Source organism: Curtobacterium luteum, from assembly GCF_001475545.1.
Taxonomy (GTDB): domain Bacteria; phylum Actinomycetota; class Actinomycetes; order Actinomycetales; family Microbacteriaceae; genus Curtobacterium; species Curtobacterium luteum_A.
The window spans coordinates 1-14,495 of record NZ_LDQC01000051.1; the positions used below are offsets into that span (position 1 = coordinate 1).

Annotated in this window: 12 protein-coding genes; 3 read left to right on the top strand and 9 right to left on the bottom strand. The window is 71.2% G+C overall.

Annotated elements, in window-relative coordinates; all coding sequences use genetic code 11:
- Positions 1-53: 53 nt before the first annotated feature.
- The 5 genes from NS184_RS09645 to NS184_RS09665 form a co-directional block, all read right to left on the bottom strand.
- The gene (locus NS184_RS09645) at positions 54-1,823 is read right to left on the bottom strand and encodes a peptidoglycan D,D-transpeptidase FtsI family protein (protein ID WP_058725912.1); all 1,770 of its coding nucleotides are present in this window, start codon (positions 1,821-1,823) and stop codon (positions 54-56) included.
- 58 nt (positions 1,824-1,881) lie between these two features.
- The gene (locus tag NS184_RS09650; protein ID WP_058725913.1) at positions 1,882-2,559 is read right to left on the bottom strand and encodes a hypothetical protein; all 678 of its coding nucleotides are present in this window, start codon (positions 2,557-2,559) and stop codon (positions 1,882-1,884) included.
- A gap of 1 nt (position 2,560) precedes the next feature.
- Positions 2,561-3,535, bottom strand: a complete 975-nt coding sequence (rsmH, locus tag NS184_RS09655; RefSeq protein ID WP_058725914.1) for a 16S rRNA (cytosine(1402)-N(4))-methyltransferase RsmH — start codon at positions 3,533-3,535, stop codon at positions 2,561-2,563.
- A gap of 106 nt (positions 3,536-3,641) precedes the next feature.
- A complete protein-coding gene (gene mraZ / locus NS184_RS09660) occupies positions 3,642-4,073 on the bottom strand; it encodes a division/cell wall cluster transcriptional repressor MraZ (protein WP_022904577.1) in 432 nt (143 codons plus the stop codon).
- A gap of 792 nt (positions 4,074-4,865) precedes the next feature.
- Positions 4,866-5,258 carry a DUF3040 domain-containing protein gene (locus NS184_RS09665; RefSeq protein WP_058725915.1) on the bottom strand — a complete coding sequence of 131 codons (393 nt, stop codon included), beginning with the start codon at positions 5,256-5,258 and terminating at the stop codon, positions 4,866-4,868.
- Between the two features lie 83 nt (positions 5,259-5,341).
- On the opposite strand from NS184_RS09665, the gene NS184_RS09670 reads away from it, so the two are divergent.
- Positions 5,342-6,460 (top strand): polyprenyl synthetase family protein, encoded by a 1,119-nt coding sequence (locus NS184_RS09670; protein WP_058725916.1) that lies wholly within the window; start codon positions 5,342-5,344, stop codon positions 6,458-6,460.
- 132 nt (positions 6,461-6,592) lie between these two features.
- On the opposite strand, the gene NS184_RS09675 is transcribed toward NS184_RS09670, so the two are convergent.
- The gene (locus tag NS184_RS09675) at positions 6,593-6,949 is read right to left on the bottom strand and encodes an Rv2175c family DNA-binding protein (protein WP_058725917.1); all 357 of its coding nucleotides are present in this window, start codon (positions 6,947-6,949) and stop codon (positions 6,593-6,595) included.
- A gap of 172 nt (positions 6,950-7,121) precedes the next feature.
- Between NS184_RS09675 and NS184_RS09680 the strand changes: the two genes are divergently transcribed.
- Together NS184_RS09680 and pknB are read left to right on the top strand one after the other, a co-directional pair.
- Positions 7,122-8,417: a LysM peptidoglycan-binding domain-containing protein gene (locus NS184_RS09680; protein ID WP_058725918.1), complete on the top strand. Its 1,296-nt coding sequence runs from the start codon at positions 7,122-7,124 to the stop codon at positions 8,415-8,417.
- 275 nt (positions 8,418-8,692) lie between these two features.
- A complete protein-coding gene (gene pknB / locus NS184_RS09685) occupies positions 8,693-10,762 on the top strand; it encodes a Stk1 family PASTA domain-containing Ser/Thr kinase (protein WP_083513599.1) in 2,070 nt (689 codons plus the stop codon).
- Between the two features lie 335 nt (positions 10,763-11,097).
- Here the strand turns inward: pknB and NS184_RS09690 are convergent, their stop codons facing one another.
- The 3 genes from NS184_RS09690 to NS184_RS09700 form a co-directional block, all read right to left on the bottom strand.
- On the bottom strand, positions 11,098-12,483 hold the full coding sequence (locus NS184_RS09690; RefSeq protein ID WP_058725920.1) for a class II 3-deoxy-7-phosphoheptulonate synthase: 1,386 nt from the start codon (positions 12,481-12,483) through the stop codon (positions 11,098-11,100).
- A 96-nt stretch (positions 12,484-12,579) separates the two neighbouring features.
- Entirely contained in the window at positions 12,580-13,305 is a 726-nt protein-coding gene (locus NS184_RS09695) for a lysophospholipid acyltransferase family protein (protein WP_058725929.1), read from the bottom strand.
- A gap of 52 nt (positions 13,306-13,357) precedes the next feature.
- Entirely contained in the window at positions 13,358-14,311 is a 954-nt protein-coding gene (locus tag NS184_RS09700; RefSeq protein ID WP_058725921.1) for an ROK family glucokinase, read from the bottom strand.
- Positions 14,312-14,495 lie beyond the last annotated feature (184 nt).

A 14,495-nucleotide genomic window follows, 5' to 3' on the forward strand; every position in this document is an offset into this window, starting at 1 on the left:
GTGTTCGGGCCGGAGGACCGGGGGGATCCGTGCGGACAAGTGCTCCTTCTTCCTCACCACGTGGACGGGTACAGCTTCGCCTCGGACGCGGAGGGGGTTACTCGGTACTTCTCGAGCACCTGGGACATGAGGGTTCGGAACGCCGGAGCCGCACCGGACGAGAACTTGCTCGTCTGCGGCTTCGTGAACGTCACCGTGACAACATACTGGGGGTCTTCCGCAGGTGCCATTCCGGCCACGGAGATGATGCGCTGGCCGCCGTAGCCCTTCGAGCCCTCGGCCACCTCGGCGGTACCGGTCTTCGCGGCGACGTTGTAGCCCGAGATCGGCTGCATGCCCACAAGCGTGCCGCCCTTGACGACGCTCTGCAGCATCTTCACCGTCTGCTGGGCTGCGCTGGCGGACACGACCCGCTCGGGCTGCACGTCGGGCGCGTCGATCATCTTGCCGTCGGCGGTCTGGCAGCCCTTGACGAAGTGCAGCGGGATCCGGACACCCTGGTTCGCGAGCGTCTGGTAGATGCTCGCCACCTGCAGGGCCGTCGTCGAGATGCCCTGCCCGAACATCGAGTTGATGTTCGTCTGGGAGTCCCAGTCGGGGGTCGAGCCGTACTGCATGCCCGGCTGGCCCGGGTAGTCGATCGCGGACTCGGGCTCGAACAGGCCGAACTTCTTCATGTAGTCGTAGCGCTGCTGCTTCGTCAGGCGCTCTCCGAGCTCGGTGATGCCGACGTTCGACGAGTCCTGCAGGATGCCCGTGAGCGTGAGCTGCTCGGTCGGGTGGTACTCGGCGTCGTGGATGGTCCCGCCCCACGGGAACGTCCGCGAGTAGGGGACGGTGGTGCCGTCGGTCGGACTCGACTTGCCCTCGTTGATGAGGGCGGCGGCGATGGCGGCCTTGATCGTCGAACCGGGCTCGTACGTGTCGGTGATCGCGCGGGACCCGAAGGCACCCTTGTCGGTCGTCGCGTCCACGTCGTTGGGGTCCACGGTCGGCCAGTCCGCGATCGCGAGCACCTCGCCGGTCTTCGCGTTCGTGACCGTGGCCGTCGCGGACTGCGCCTGCAGCTGCCTGCCGGCGGACGCGATCGTCTGGTTCGCCATGTACTGCAGGTCGCTGTCGATCGTCGTCTCGAGCGTCCCGCCGTCCTTGGCCTGCTTCGTCGTCACGGTCGAGCCGGGGAGCTGCACGCCGTCCGCGCCGCGCTCGTACGTCTGCGATCCGTTCACCCCGGCGAGGCACTCGTCGTACGCGTACTCGAGGCCGGCCTGGGCGCCGTCGGTGCCCAGGAAGCCCGTGATGTTGCCGGTGGTGGCCCCGGTCGGGTACACCCTGGCGGCCTGCGGTGCGGCGTAGACCCACGGGATCTGCAGGGCGATGACGGCCTCGTAGTGCTTCACGTCGAGGCCCTTGACCAGGTACGCGAAGTCCGACTTCGGGTCGGCCGCGATGTTCTCCCGCATGGTCTCCAGGTCACCCCCGGAGGCCTTGACGAGGGCGTTCAGCGCCGTGTCGACGCTGACGTCCTTCACCCGTGTGCCGCCGAGCTTGCCCCGGAACTCCGAGACGAGGCGCGGTGCCGTCGTGATGTTGTACCGGGTGACGCTGTCGGCGAGTTCGACGCCGTTGCGGTCGACGATCGCGCCGCGGTCCCCGTAGACCGTGACCGGGATGCTCCGCTTCGCCTCGGACGCCTTGTCGAGGTCGGCCGCCTGGACGACCTGGATGTCGACGAGCCGCACGACGAACACCGCCACGAGGGCGATCACGGCGATCATCACCACGCTGTAGCGCAGTCGTCGGTTGCGGATCGTCTTGGTCACGCGGCGCGGTCCTTCCCGGTGGTGGCGGTCCCGGTGGTGGCGGGCACCAGCCCCACGGTCACCGGGTGGTGGGGGCCTGGAGCTGGTTCGGGTCGGACTCTACGGACGACTTCGGGGATGCCCCGTCCGACGCGCTGGCGCCGCCGGTCTTCTCAGCGTCGGTTGCGTCCTTGCTCGTGGCGGCGGAGCTCGTCGAGTCCTTGCTCGTCGTGTCGCCCTCTTCCGCCGCGGCCTTCTCCGTCCCCTTGTCCTTGGTGACGAGCGGCACGTCCTGCAGCAGGGAGTTCGGCACGAGGTTCTCGGTCGCCGCCGTGGCCTGGTCCGCCTTCGCCGGCGTCGGCGTGCCGTACACGCGCCCGGTCTTCGGGTCGAGGTACACCGGCGTCGAGTTCGCGATCATCCCGAGGCCCTGCGCGTTCCGCGCGAGGTTCTGCGGCGAGTCGAGCACGCGGAGCTCCTCGGAGAGCGACTGCTGCGTCCTGGTGAGCTTGGTCTGCTCGGCGTCGAGCGAGTTGAGCGTGTAGGCCCCCTGGCTGAGCACCATGCTGATCCCGAGCTGCGCCAGGAGCAGGACGCCGAGCGCCGAGACGGCCACGATCGCGTACGCGATCCGCGGACGGGCACGACGCTGCGCCTTGCTCGGCGCGACCTCGACGAGTTCGGGCCGGTCCCGGTGGTCCGGCCGGGGCGTGCGGGACGGGACGACGGGGTCGACGAGTGCGAGGTTCGTGCTCATGTCACTTCCGGATCCGTTCGGCCGCGCGCAGGCGCACGGGGATGGCTCGGGGGTTGGCGGCGCGTTCGGCGTCGTCGGCCAGTTCGGCGCCCTTGACGACCAGTTGGAAGGTGGGACGGTGCTCGGGCAGCTCGACGGGGAGGCCCGCGGGGGCGCTCGACGTGGTGCGTGCCGCGAGTTCGCGCTTGACCATGCGGTCCTCGAGGGACTGGTACGACTCGACGACGATCCGGCCTCCGACGGCGATGGCGTCGAGTGCTGCCGGGATCGCCCGCTCGAGCACGCTGAGCTCGGCGTTCACCTCGATGCGCAGTGCCTGGAACACGCGCTTGGCGGGGTGCCCCTGGCGCTGGACGGCCACCGGCGTGGCGTCGTGGAGCACCTGCACGAGGTCGCCGGACATCTCGAACGGCTTCGTCGCACGACGCTCGACGATCGCCCGGGCGTACCGGCCGGCGAGCTTCTCCTCGCCGTAGCGCTGGAAGATGCGTCGGAGCTCACCCTCGTCGTACGTCGCGAGGACGTCGGCCGCGGTCTGCCCCTCGGTCCGGTCCATGCGCATGTCGAGGGGGGCGTCCTGGCTGTAGGCGAAGCCGCGCTCGGCCCGGTCGAGCTGCAGCGAGCTGACGCCGAGGTCGAACAGCACACCGTCGACCTCGTCGAAGCCCTCGCCCGCGATCGCCTCCGCGATGCCGTCGTACACGGTGTGCACGAGGCGCACGCGGTCACCGAAGCGGGCGAGCCGCTCCCCCGCGATCGCGAGGGCGTCGGTGTCGCGGTCGAGGCCGATGACGGTGAGCTCCGGGAAGCGCTCGAGCAGTCCCTCGGAGTGCCCGCCCATGCCGAGCGTCGCGTCGACCACGACCTTGCCGGGGCCCTCGAGCGTCGGCGTGAACAGCTCGACGATGCGCTCGAGCATCACCGGCGTGTGCGGGAAGCGCTCCCGCTGCTGGTTCGGTTCGTTGTCGTCGGCCATGTCAGCCCCTGTGCCTTCCGGGCCGCGGGTCCGGATCCCCATCCATGCGACCTGACGTCGGGGAAGTGACGTCAGGGCACCACGGCTGGGAGTCCCGATCCGCGGATCAGAAGATCCCCGGGATCACCTCCTCGTCGTTGTCGGCGAAGCCCTCTTCGACCTCGGCGTAGTAGGCCTCCCACGCGGGGGTCGACCAGATCTCGGCACGGTCACCGGAGCCGATGACCGTCAGGTCCCGCTCGAGCCCCGCGTAGTCGCGGAGGTTCTGCGGGATCGTGACGCGGTTCTGCTTGTCGGGCTGCTCAGCACTCGCTCCGGAGAGGAACAGGCGCATGTAGTCCCGGGTGCGCTTCGAGGTCATCGGGGCGGTGCGGATGCGCTCGTGGAGTTCCTCGAACGTGTCCGCGCTGAAGACGACGACGCAGCGCTCCTGCCCGCGGGTCATCACGAGCCCGCCGGACAGCTCGTCCCGGAACTTGGCGGGGAGGATCACGCGACCCTTCTCGTCGAGCTTCGGGGCGTAGGTACCGAGCAGCACGTCGGGCCTCCCCTCCGCTCCACCGGACCGTTGCGAGCCCCACTTTACTCCACTCCCCTCCCCCTGCCCAGGTTTCCGCGCCCGGAATCGCCGCTGTGACCCCTTCTGGGGCGGTCTTCCCCGCCGCGGATGACTGTCCGACGAGGCCACAAGCCCGCAGATCCGCGGATGTGGAGCGCAGTGGAGGGCGTGGAGGAAAGTGGAGGACTTTCAGAGCCGAGTGGCGGCCTGGAGGCGCGGCGCGCCCCCGCCACGCCGCTCACCTCCGCTGCGCGGTCACCCCACCGCCGCTCCCCTCGGCCGGACGGGGGCGCGTCGCCTCCGCGTCGGCCTCGCGCTGGTCGCAGGACGTGCCGCTCACCTCCGCGTCGGCACCGCGTCGGCCTCGCGCTGGTTGCAGGACGTGCCGCTCACCTCCGCGGCGCCCGACACTTCTCGCGACCACGGCGCGCCGCACACGGCACGTCGTGCGACCACGGCGCGCCGCACACCGCACACCCGGTTCGTCCGCGCCGGCTGGCTACGATCCCCGGCGGGAGCCGGCGTCAGATTGGACCCCGGCGTCCCACCCGTCACCGAGGTTCCGGGACTCGCCGTGCGACCGGCGCCGAGGTTCCACACACCGAGGCAGGCGCGTTCGACGGGCCAGGATTCCGGAACCTCGGGCCCAGCGCCGAGCGTCGAGCGTCCAGCGCCGAGCGCCGAGCGCCGAGCGCCACTGCCCCCGGACACACGAAACGGGGCCGGTCCCGGAGGACCGACCCCGTGGAGGATCGTGGAGGAGTTGCGGAGCTACTGCCCCTGCTCGTTGCGCTTGTCCCAGCGCTCGTTCATGCGGTCCATGAAGGACCCGCCGGACGACGACCGCTTCGAGCCTGACGACCCGCCGGACCTCGGCGCCCGCCCCGGCTTCGCCCCGGGAGCCCGCATGCCCGGCCGCAGCGCGAACAACACGCCGGCGAGCATGATCACGAACCCGAGGATCCCGATGAGCGGCTGGCGGAGGACCAGTCCGACGATGACGACCGCGACGCCCGCGAGTGCACCGAGCACCCCGAGCGCGATCGACGTGTAGGTCGGACGACCCTGGCGCCGCGTGACGCGCGCGACGAAGTCGGAGTCGTTCTGATAGAGGCTGCGCTCCATCTCTTCGAGGAGTCGCTGCTCTTGCTCCGAGAGTGGCATCTGTGTTCCCTCTGTTCCTGGGATCGACGCAAGGTCTTGGTCGGCCGATTCTACGTCCCGACCACTCCACTAGGGTAGGGAGTGTGGCTGAGAGTACGCGATTAGTGGACCTCGTTTCCGCACGGATCGGACGGGCCCTCGACGAGCAACGTGAACGGCTCCTCGCGATCAGCCCAGACCTCGCTCCGTTCGACGAGTACGCGCGGGACCTCCTGTCCGGCGGCAAGCGGTTCCGGGCCCTGTTCTGCTACTGGGGGTGGCAGTCGGTGGCCGGGCGTTCCGGGTCGTTCGACCCCCTCGCGGAGGGCTCCCGCCAGACCACGGCCGAGGCCGTCGTCACCGTCGCCGCCGCGCTCGAGGTGTTCCACGCCGCCGCGCTCGTGCACGACGACATCATGGACCGCTCGGACACCCGTCGCGGGCTCCCCGCGGTGCACCGCCGGTTCGAGGCGCTCCACCGGGACTCGGGGTTCACCGGCGACCGCGCGCAGTACGGCACGAACTCGGCGCTGCTGCTCGGCGACCTGCTGCTCTCCCTGAGCGACGCGGTCTTCGACGAGGGCCTCGCGCTCCTCGACCCCGCCCGCGCCCGGATCGTCCGGCAGGAGTTCCACGCCATGCGGCTCGACGTCACGGCGGGGCAGTACCTCGACGTGCACGAGGAGACCGCGTGGCCGGCGATCGACGAGGGTGAGCACCTCCTCCGGGCGCAGCGCGTCATCGTCTTCAAGTCGGCGAAGTACTCGGTCGAGGCCCCGCTCGTCATCGGCGCCCTGGTGGCCGGCGCGAGCGAGTCGCAGCTCGAGGGCCTCCGCTCCTTCGGCCTGCCCCTCGGCGTGGCGTACCAGCTCCGCGACGACATGCTCGGCGTCTTCGGCGACCCCGAGGTCACCGGCAAGCCCGCCGGCGACGACCTCCGCGAGGGCAAGCGCACCGTCCTCATCGCGAGCGCGCGCAAGACCCTCCCCGCGGGCCCGCGACAGCTCCTGGACGAGCTGCTCGGCGACCCGGACCTCGACGAGGGCCAGGTGCAGATGCTCCGCGCGACCCTCACCGACTCGGGCGCCGTGGCCGCGGTCGAGCGCTCGATCGACCGTCACGTGCAGCGCGCGAAGGCCGCGTTGGACGCCGCACCGCTGACGCCGTCGGCGCGCGAGCAGCTCGCGTCGCTGGCCGACACCGTCACCCGCCGCGTCGCCTAGTCGCGACCGGCGGACGGTCGTCGCGACCAGCGGACGGTCGTCGCGACCAGCGGACGGCGGATGCATCCGCCTGACGGACCGGAGGCTCGTGGCGGACCCGCACCGAGCCTCCAGTCCGTCAGTGGGTCGCCACTAGAGCAGCGACTGCGCGATGCGGCGCACCTCGGCCTTACGGCCGGCGCGCAGGGCGTTGATCGGCGAGTCGCCGATCGCGTCGTCGACGGCGAGCATCCAGCGCACCGCCTCGTCGTCGGAGAAGCCGTTGTCGCCGAGCACGATGAGCGTGCCCCGCAGCTCGGGCATCGGCTCGTTGCCGTCGAGGAACTCGCTCGGGACCTTGAGGACACCGTCCACCCGCGCGGGCAACAGGGTCTTCTGCTCGAAGAGCCGGTGGATCCGGCCGGGGGTGACACCGAGCAGCTCGACGAGGTCGGGGACCGTCAGCCAGCGCTCGGAGAGGGACGCGTCATCAGTGGGTGCAGGACTCACACGCCCATGTTGCCAGAGCGACGCGAGCTGCCGTGCACCCCGTTCGTCACACGAGTCACACACGCAACATCCGACTCTCTGGTTGACTTGGGAATCAGCCCATGCGAGCGTTGAGCCACCTGTGAGTGCGCACACGCGCGCGTGACCGGCTCACCGAGGACAGGAGACCACCATGGACAACGCTGCAGACGAGGCCGCCCGCCGGGCGCGATCCGCCCGCTTCGCGACCATGCCGATCGTCCTCGCCGGGACGCTCGCCGTCACCGCCGGCCTGACCGGGCCCGTCGCGCACGTCGAGCCACGGCACGACGACGAGGGCGGCGCGAACAAGCGACACGTCGACCAGGACCGCAACGAGAGCGACGGGCCGGTCTTCACCACCGCGGTCGCGCGTCCGGCCGAGACCACCGTGACCACGGTCGCGGCCGTGTCGAAGGCCCCGACGACCGCTGTGCCCACGAGCTACACCGTCCGGCAGGGCGACACCGTCTCCGCGATCGCCGCCCGCTACGGCCTCTCCGCGCAGGAGGTGCTCGTGCGCAACGGCCTCGGTTGGAACACGATCATCCACCCGGGCCAGACCCTCCACCTCGCCAGCACCCCCGCGGTGCAGGCCGCACCGGCCCGGACGACGACGACGTCGAGCACGGGGAGCTACCACGTGCGCTCGGGCGACACCGTGTCCGGTATCGCCTCGCGGATCGGCGTCTCGACGCAGGCGCTCCTCCGCGCGAACAACCTCTCGCAGCGGAGCGTCATCTACCCGGGCCAGACCCTGCGGGTGCCGTCCGCCTCGGCCCCGAGCACCCCGAGCGCCTCGTCGTCCAGTGCCGCCTCGCGGCCCGCCTCCACGGCCTCTGCGAGCAGCAGCGGACACGTGAAGATCGTCTCGGGCGACACGATCGCGTCCATCGCGGCCGCACACCACGTGTCGGTGAAGGCCCTCCTCGCCGCGAACGGCCTCAGCTACACGAGCACGATCTACGCGGGCGGGACGCTCGTGCTGCCGGGCGCCACGGCGACGGCCGCGGTGTCGACCTCGACCGCCTCCACCGGTGCGTCGGTCTCGAGCACGGTCCTCAGCGCCGAGCAGTGGCGGAACGCGGCGACGATCGTCAGCGTGGGCCGGTCGCTCGGCGTCCCGCAGCGCGGACTCGTCGTCGCACTCGCCGCAGCGATGCAGGAGTCGAGCCTGCGCAACCTCTCGCACGGCGACCGGGATTCGGTCGGGCTCTTCCAGCAGCGGCCGAGCCAGGGCTGGGGCAGCGCGGCCTCCCTGCAGGACCCAGCGACCGCGGCCAAGCGCTTCTTCACGGGGAACCCCGGCAAGACCCGCGGGCTGCTCGGCGTCTCCGGCTGGGCGTCGATGAGCGTGACGGACGCCGCCCAGGCCGTGCAGGTGTCGGCCTACCCGACGGCGTACGCGAAGTGGGCCGGCCCCGCGGAGACCTGGCTCGCGTCGCTCTGAGCCTGCTCGCCCGCGTGGCGGCCGCGCGTCGTCCTGTCGGCGCCGACGCGGCCCGACCGGAGTCCTGTCGGCGCTCACGCGGCCCGACCGGAGTCCTGTCGGCGTCCACGCGGCCCGACCGGAGTCCTGTCGGTGCCGACGCGGGCCGACCGGAGTCGTGCACCTGACGATCGGTCGTCCGACCGGCCAGTCGCCCTCATCCCAGAGGTCGAGATCGGGTAACGGTCGGAGCGTCAGTACGGGCTCGTGCAGTCCGGATTCGTAGAATGCCGCAGATGACCACGAACGCCACGGACCCCATGATCGGTCGGATGATCGACCGACGGTACCGTGTGCGCTCGCGCATCGCCCGCGGTGGCATGGCCACGGTGTACCTCGCGACCGACGTCCGGCTCGAGCGGCGCGTCGCGATCAAGATCATGCACGGGCACCTCGCCGACGACCAGGCGTTCCGCGAGCGCTTCATCCAGGAAGCCCGTTCGGCTGCCCGGCTCTCGCACCCGAACCTCGTCGGCGTGTACGACCAGGGCGCCGAGGACGACACCGCCTACATCGTCATGGAGTACATCCCCGGCATCACGCTGCGGGACCTCCTGCAGGAGCACCACGCCCTCACGCCGGAGCAGGCGACCGACATCCTCCGTGCCGTCCTCGCCGGGCTCGCGTCCGCCCACCGCGCCGGCATCGTGCACCGCGACCTCAAGCCCGAGAACGTCCTGCTCGCCGACGACGGGCGGATCAAGCTCGGGGACTTCGGCCTCGCCCGGGCGACGACGGCGAACACCGCGACCGGGGCCGCCCTGCTCGGGACGATCGCGTACCTCTCCCCCGAGCTCGTGACCCGGGGCGCTGCTGACTCCCGCAGCGACATCTACGCGCTCGGCATCATGCTCTACGAGATGCTCACCGGCGAGCAGCCGTACAAGGGCGACCAGCCGATGCAGATCGCCTACCAGCACGCGAACGACACCGTGCCCCGCCCGAGCGCGGCGGTCCCGGGGGTGCCGCCGGAGCTCGACGAGCTCGTGGCCTGGGCGACGGCACGCAACCCCGACGACCGGCCGGCTGACGCACGGGAGATGCTCGACCACATGTCGGGCGGTGCGCAGCGCGCCACCGGGCAGTACCGGACCGCGGTGCTGCGTCCCGAGAACGCCACGGCGATCCTCCCGTCCGACGGGCCGGCGTCGCACACCCCGGCGTCGTACGGCTCGGCACCGGAGGACGACGCCGACGACACGACCGTGCTCGACCGCGCGGGTGCCGGCGCGGGGGTCCTCGCCGCTGGTGGCGCCGCAGGTGGGGTGGCTCCACGTCAGCGTGGGCGGAACCAACCTGGTCCGCGCCGCACCGGTGGACAGCCTGGCGTGCTCTCCCCCGCCGCGCAGCGGCTCGCCGACAAGTCCGCCAAGCGCCGCAAGCGCGGCTGGATCATCCTCGCGGTCGTGGTGCTGCTGGCGCTCGTCGGCGGGACGATCGGCTGGGTGTACGGACCGGGGCCGCTCGGCAACGTCCGCATCCCGGAGGTCGCCGGCAAGAGCGTGTCGCAGGCCCGGCAGCTCATCGAGGCACAGGGACTCCGGACCGCCACCTCGAACGGGCACCGGTTCGACGCCGTCATCGCGAAGGGCGAGGTCTCCACGACGAAGCCGGCAGCGAAGCGCGAGGTCCGCAAGGGCACCGCGATCCAGCTCGTCCTGTCCGACGGCCCGCGCACGATCGCCCTCCCCGCGATCGTCGGCCAGCCGGAGTCGACGGTCACCGCCGCGCTCGACGACGACTTCGAGCTCCAGGACACCCAGTACCAGTTCTCGGCGGACGCCGCGAAGGACACCGTCATCGCCGCGACCGGTCGCGACGCTTCCGGCACGGTCGACCTCGGCAAGGCCGAGACCTACGCCGAGCGCGGCCCGGTGACGCTGACCGTGTCGCTCGGCCCGGTGCCCGACGTGGTCGGCAAGACCGTGGACGATGCCCGCTCGACGCTCGAGGCTGTCGACCTGGAGCTCGGCACGCAGGACGCCAAGTACGACGACCAGGTGCCCGAGGGGCAGATCATCTCCGCGAAGGCGACCGAGGACCCGGCGGTGCGGGGCACGTCGATCGACGTCGTCGTGTCGAAGGGCCCGGCGCCGATCCAGCTGCCGGAGGTCCGCGACAAGACGATCAACGACGCGACGAGCACCCTCGAGGGTCTCGGGCTCAAGGTCTCCGTCCCGGACTGCACGAACATCCTCTGCGGCTTCTACGACTGGAAGGCCACCCTCCCCGTGACGGGGACGGACCCGCCCGCGGGCAGCACCGTGCACCGCGGCGACACGATCACCCTCGCCTACGAGCAGTAGGCGCGCGGGCGGGCGCCCGGGCGGGCGCGCGAGACTCGCGGCCGCGGCCGCGGTCCTGTGCGCGCCCCGAGACTCGTCCCGGCGGACAGATTCGCGGACTACTGACCGCGAAACTGTCCGCCCGGCCGAGACTCGGGAAGCGACCCACCACCGGACGGGAGGCACGGTGCCAGCCCGCCCCGCGCCTCCCGTCCGGTGCGGTGCCGCGCTCACGCCCCGCGGCCACCCCGAGACTCGTCCCGGCGGACAGATTCGCGGACTACTGACCGCGAAACTGTCCGCCCGGCCGAGACTCGGCGGACGTCGCGCGGCCGGCGCGCCGCGCGGTGCCGCGCTCAGCGCGCGGTGTGCGGGTGCGCGCCGAGCTCCTCGGCGACGAGGAACGCCAGCTCGAGCGACTGCATGTGGTTCAGCCGCGGGTCGCAGAGGGACTCGTACCGGGTCGCGAGCGTCGCCTCGTCGATGTGCTCGGAGCCGCCGAGGCACTCCGTCACGTCATCGCCCGTGAGCTCGACGTGCATGCCGCCCGGGTACGTGCCGACCTGCCGGTGCGCCTCGAAGAACCCGAGCACCTCGTCCACGACGTCGTCGAACCGACGGGTCTTGTAGCCGGTCGGGGTGGTGAGGCCGTTGCCGTGCATGGGGTCGGTCACCCAGAGCGGGTTCGCGTCCATGCCCTTGATGGCCTCCAGGAGCTTCGGCAGCTCGTCACGGATCTTGCCGGCACCCATGCGGGTGATGAACGTCAGGCGCCCGGGCTCGCGGTTCGGGTCGAGCTTCTCGACGAGGGCCTTCATGTCGTCGACCGAGGTCGTCGGCCCGAGCTTCACACCGATCGGGTTCCGCACACGGGACAGGAAGTCGACGTGCGCGCCGTCGATGTCCCGGGTGCGCTCCCCGATCCAGATGAAGTGGCCCGAAGTGTCGTACGCCTGGCCGGACCGGGAGTCGATGCGGGTCATCGGGCGCTCGTAGTCCATGAGCAGCCCCTCGTGCGAGGCGTAGAACTCGACGTGCTTGAGCGCCTCGAAGTCCGCTCCGCAGGCGTCCATGAACCGGATCGCTCGGTCGATCTCCTTCGCGAGGTGCTCGTACCGGGCGTTCGCGGGGTTCGACGCGAAGCCCTTGTTCCACGAGTGCACCTGGCGCAGGTCGGCGAACCCGCCCTGCGTGAAGGCGCGGACGAGGTTCAGCGTCGAGGCAGCCGTGTGGTACCCCTGCACGAGGCGGCGCGGATCGGCCTGGCGGCTCTCCGGCGTGAAGTCGTACCCGTTGACGATGTCGCCGCGGTAGGCCGGCAGGGTGACGTCCCCGCGGGTCTCGAAGTCGCTCGACCGGGGCTTGGCGAACTGCCCCGCCATGCGGCCCATCTTGATGACCGGCATCGAGGCGCCGTACGTGAGGACGACGGCCATCTGCAGGATCGTCTTGACGCGGTCGCGGATGGAGTCCGCGGTGGCACCCGCGAAGGTCTCCGCGCAGTCACCGCCCTGGAGCAGGAACGCCTTGCCCTGGGCCGCCGCTGCCAGCCGCTCGCGGAGCTTGTCCACCTCGCCTGCGAAGACGAGGGGCGGCAGCGTTGCGATCTCGGCCGAGGCCGCCTCGGCGGCGGCGGCGTCCGGCCAGGTCGGCTGCTGCTTGATCGGGAGCGTGCGCCAATAGTCGAGCCCCTCGATGACGTCCGGATCCTGCAGGGCGACGAAGTCGGTCGACTCGAACAAGGGCGTTACCTCGGTGTTCTGGGCTCACGGCCGGCCGGGCGACCGGCACTCCGGTCGGCGACCCGCCGTCCGGCCGGGTTGCCGGACCCTGCGAGCCTACCGTCCGGAGGCGGTGCCCCGCTCCTTCATGACCTGCTCCCGCGCCGAGCTCGCGCGTTCCTTGACACTCGTCGCGTAGACGTCGACGTACTCCTGCCGGCTCAGTCCGGCGAGCTCGTGCATGACCTCGTCCGTGACGCTGCGGAGGATGAAGCGGTCGGTCTCGAACCCCTGGAAGCGCGAGAAGTCGAGGGGCTTGCCGAACACGACGCCGACGCGCTTGAACTTCGGGAACCGCTGGCCGATCTGCTGGACCTCGCGGGTGCCGACCATCGCCACGGGCACCACCGTGACGCGGCCCTCGAGGATCATGCGCGCGATGCCCGTGCGTCCGCGGTAGAGCTTGCCGTCGGGGCTGCGCGTCCCCTCGGGGTAGATGCCGAGCTGCTCCCCACGGGCGAGGACCTGCAGACCGGTGTGCAGCGACGCCTCCGACGCCTTGCCGCCGGAGCGGTCGATCGGCAGCTGTCCGATCGCGTTGAAGAACGTCTTCGTCGCCCAACCCTTGAGACCACGACCGGTGAAGTAGTCGCTCTTCGCGAGGAACGAGATCCGGCGGTCGAGCACCGCCGGCAGGATCACCGAGTCGATGAACGAGATGTGGTTCGAGGCGAAGATGACCGGCCCCTTGGCGGGGACGTGCTCACGGCCGACGACCCACGGTCGGAAGAGCGTGAGGATGAGCGGGCCGAGCAGGAAGTTCTTCAGCAGCCAGTAGGTCATCATCGACTCCAGTTCGGGACGGGCATCCGTGGCGACGGGACCGTGGCCGACCCTACGCCGTCCGGGCGTGGATGCGGGCGAGGTCGGCTGCTCCGACGACCCCCGCGTCGTTCACGAGCTCGGCGATCACGAAGTCGGGCTCCGGGTGGTAGCCGCGAGCCGGGAGGTTGGCGAGGTACGCCTGCTTGATCGGGTCGAGCAGCCGGTCCCCCGCGCTCGCGACGCCGCCGCCGAACACGAACAGCTGCGGGTCGAGCACGGCCGACAGCGACGCGCAGGCCTCACCGAGGTGCCGCCCGAGCCGACGGAGCGCCGCGAGGGCGCCGGGGTCGTCCGCAAGGATCAGGTCGCCGACGATCTTGCCGTCGAGGTGGCCGCCGTTCTGCTCGCGCGCGTCGGCGAGGGCGGAACCGATCCCGCCGGCGTCGGCGACGTCGTTCGCCATGCGCTGCAGGGCCCGGCCGGAGCCGTACTGCTCGATGCAGCCGCGGGCACCGCAGCCGCAGGGCAGGCCGTTCGGCACGATGCGGAGGTGGCCGATCTCGCCGCCGGTGCCGAACCCGCCGCGGAACAGGCGGTCCTCGGTGACGATCGCACCCCCGACACCGGTGCCGATGGTGAGCATGGTCATGTCCGACACGAGTCGACCGGCTCCGAAGCGGAACTCCGCCCAGCCGGCAGCGTTCGCGTCGTTGTCGACGGTGATGTGCAGGTCGCCGATGCGCTCCTGGAGCTTCTGGCGCAGCGGCTCGTTCCGCCACCGGATGTTCGGCGTGTAGTAGACGATCGACTGCGACGCGTCGATGAAGCCCGGCGCGGCGACCCCCACCGCGCTGACCTCGTGCGAGGCGCGGAGCCGCGTGACCATCGCCACGACGTCGTCCAGCATGGCGTCCGGGTCCGCAGCGTTCGTGGCGACGCGGTCCTCGGCGAGGATCTCGCCGAGCTCCGTGACGACCGCTCCCGCGATCTTGGTGCCCCCGATGTCGATTCCGATGGCGTGCACGGTCCACGAGCCTACCGGTTCGCCGTGTCCACACCGAACGCACGGCGGGCTCCACGGGGTTCTCCGTGCGACGGCCCCTATGCTGGCGGTGTCGCCTCGACGATGAGGCGTACTCGAATCGAACCGGCCGACGAGGGAGTCACCGTGAACGATCAGCGACCCGAGCGCCTCACCAGTGCCGCCG

Coding starts and splice junctions, on each gene's coding strand:
- NS184_RS09680 (WP_058725918.1), top strand. CDS start 7,122: ATGGACAACGCTGCAGACGAGGCCGCCCGCCGGGCGCGATCCGCCCGC.
- NS184_RS09695 (WP_058725929.1), bottom strand. CDS start 13,305: ATGACCTACTGGCTGCTGAAGAACTTCCTGCTCGGCCCGCTCATCCTC.
- pknB (WP_083513599.1), top strand. CDS start 8,693: ATGACCACGAACGCCACGGACCCCATGATCGGTCGGATGATCGACCGA.
- NS184_RS09650 (WP_058725913.1), bottom strand. CDS start 2,559: ATGAGCACGAACCTCGCACTCGTCGACCCCGTCGTCCCGTCCCGCACG.
- NS184_RS09665 (WP_058725915.1), bottom strand. CDS start 5,258: ATGCCACTCTCGGAGCAAGAGCAGCGACTCCTCGAAGAGATGGAGCGC.
- rsmH (WP_058725914.1), bottom strand. CDS start 3,535: ATGGCCGACGACAACGAACCGAACCAGCAGCGGGAGCGCTTCCCGCAC.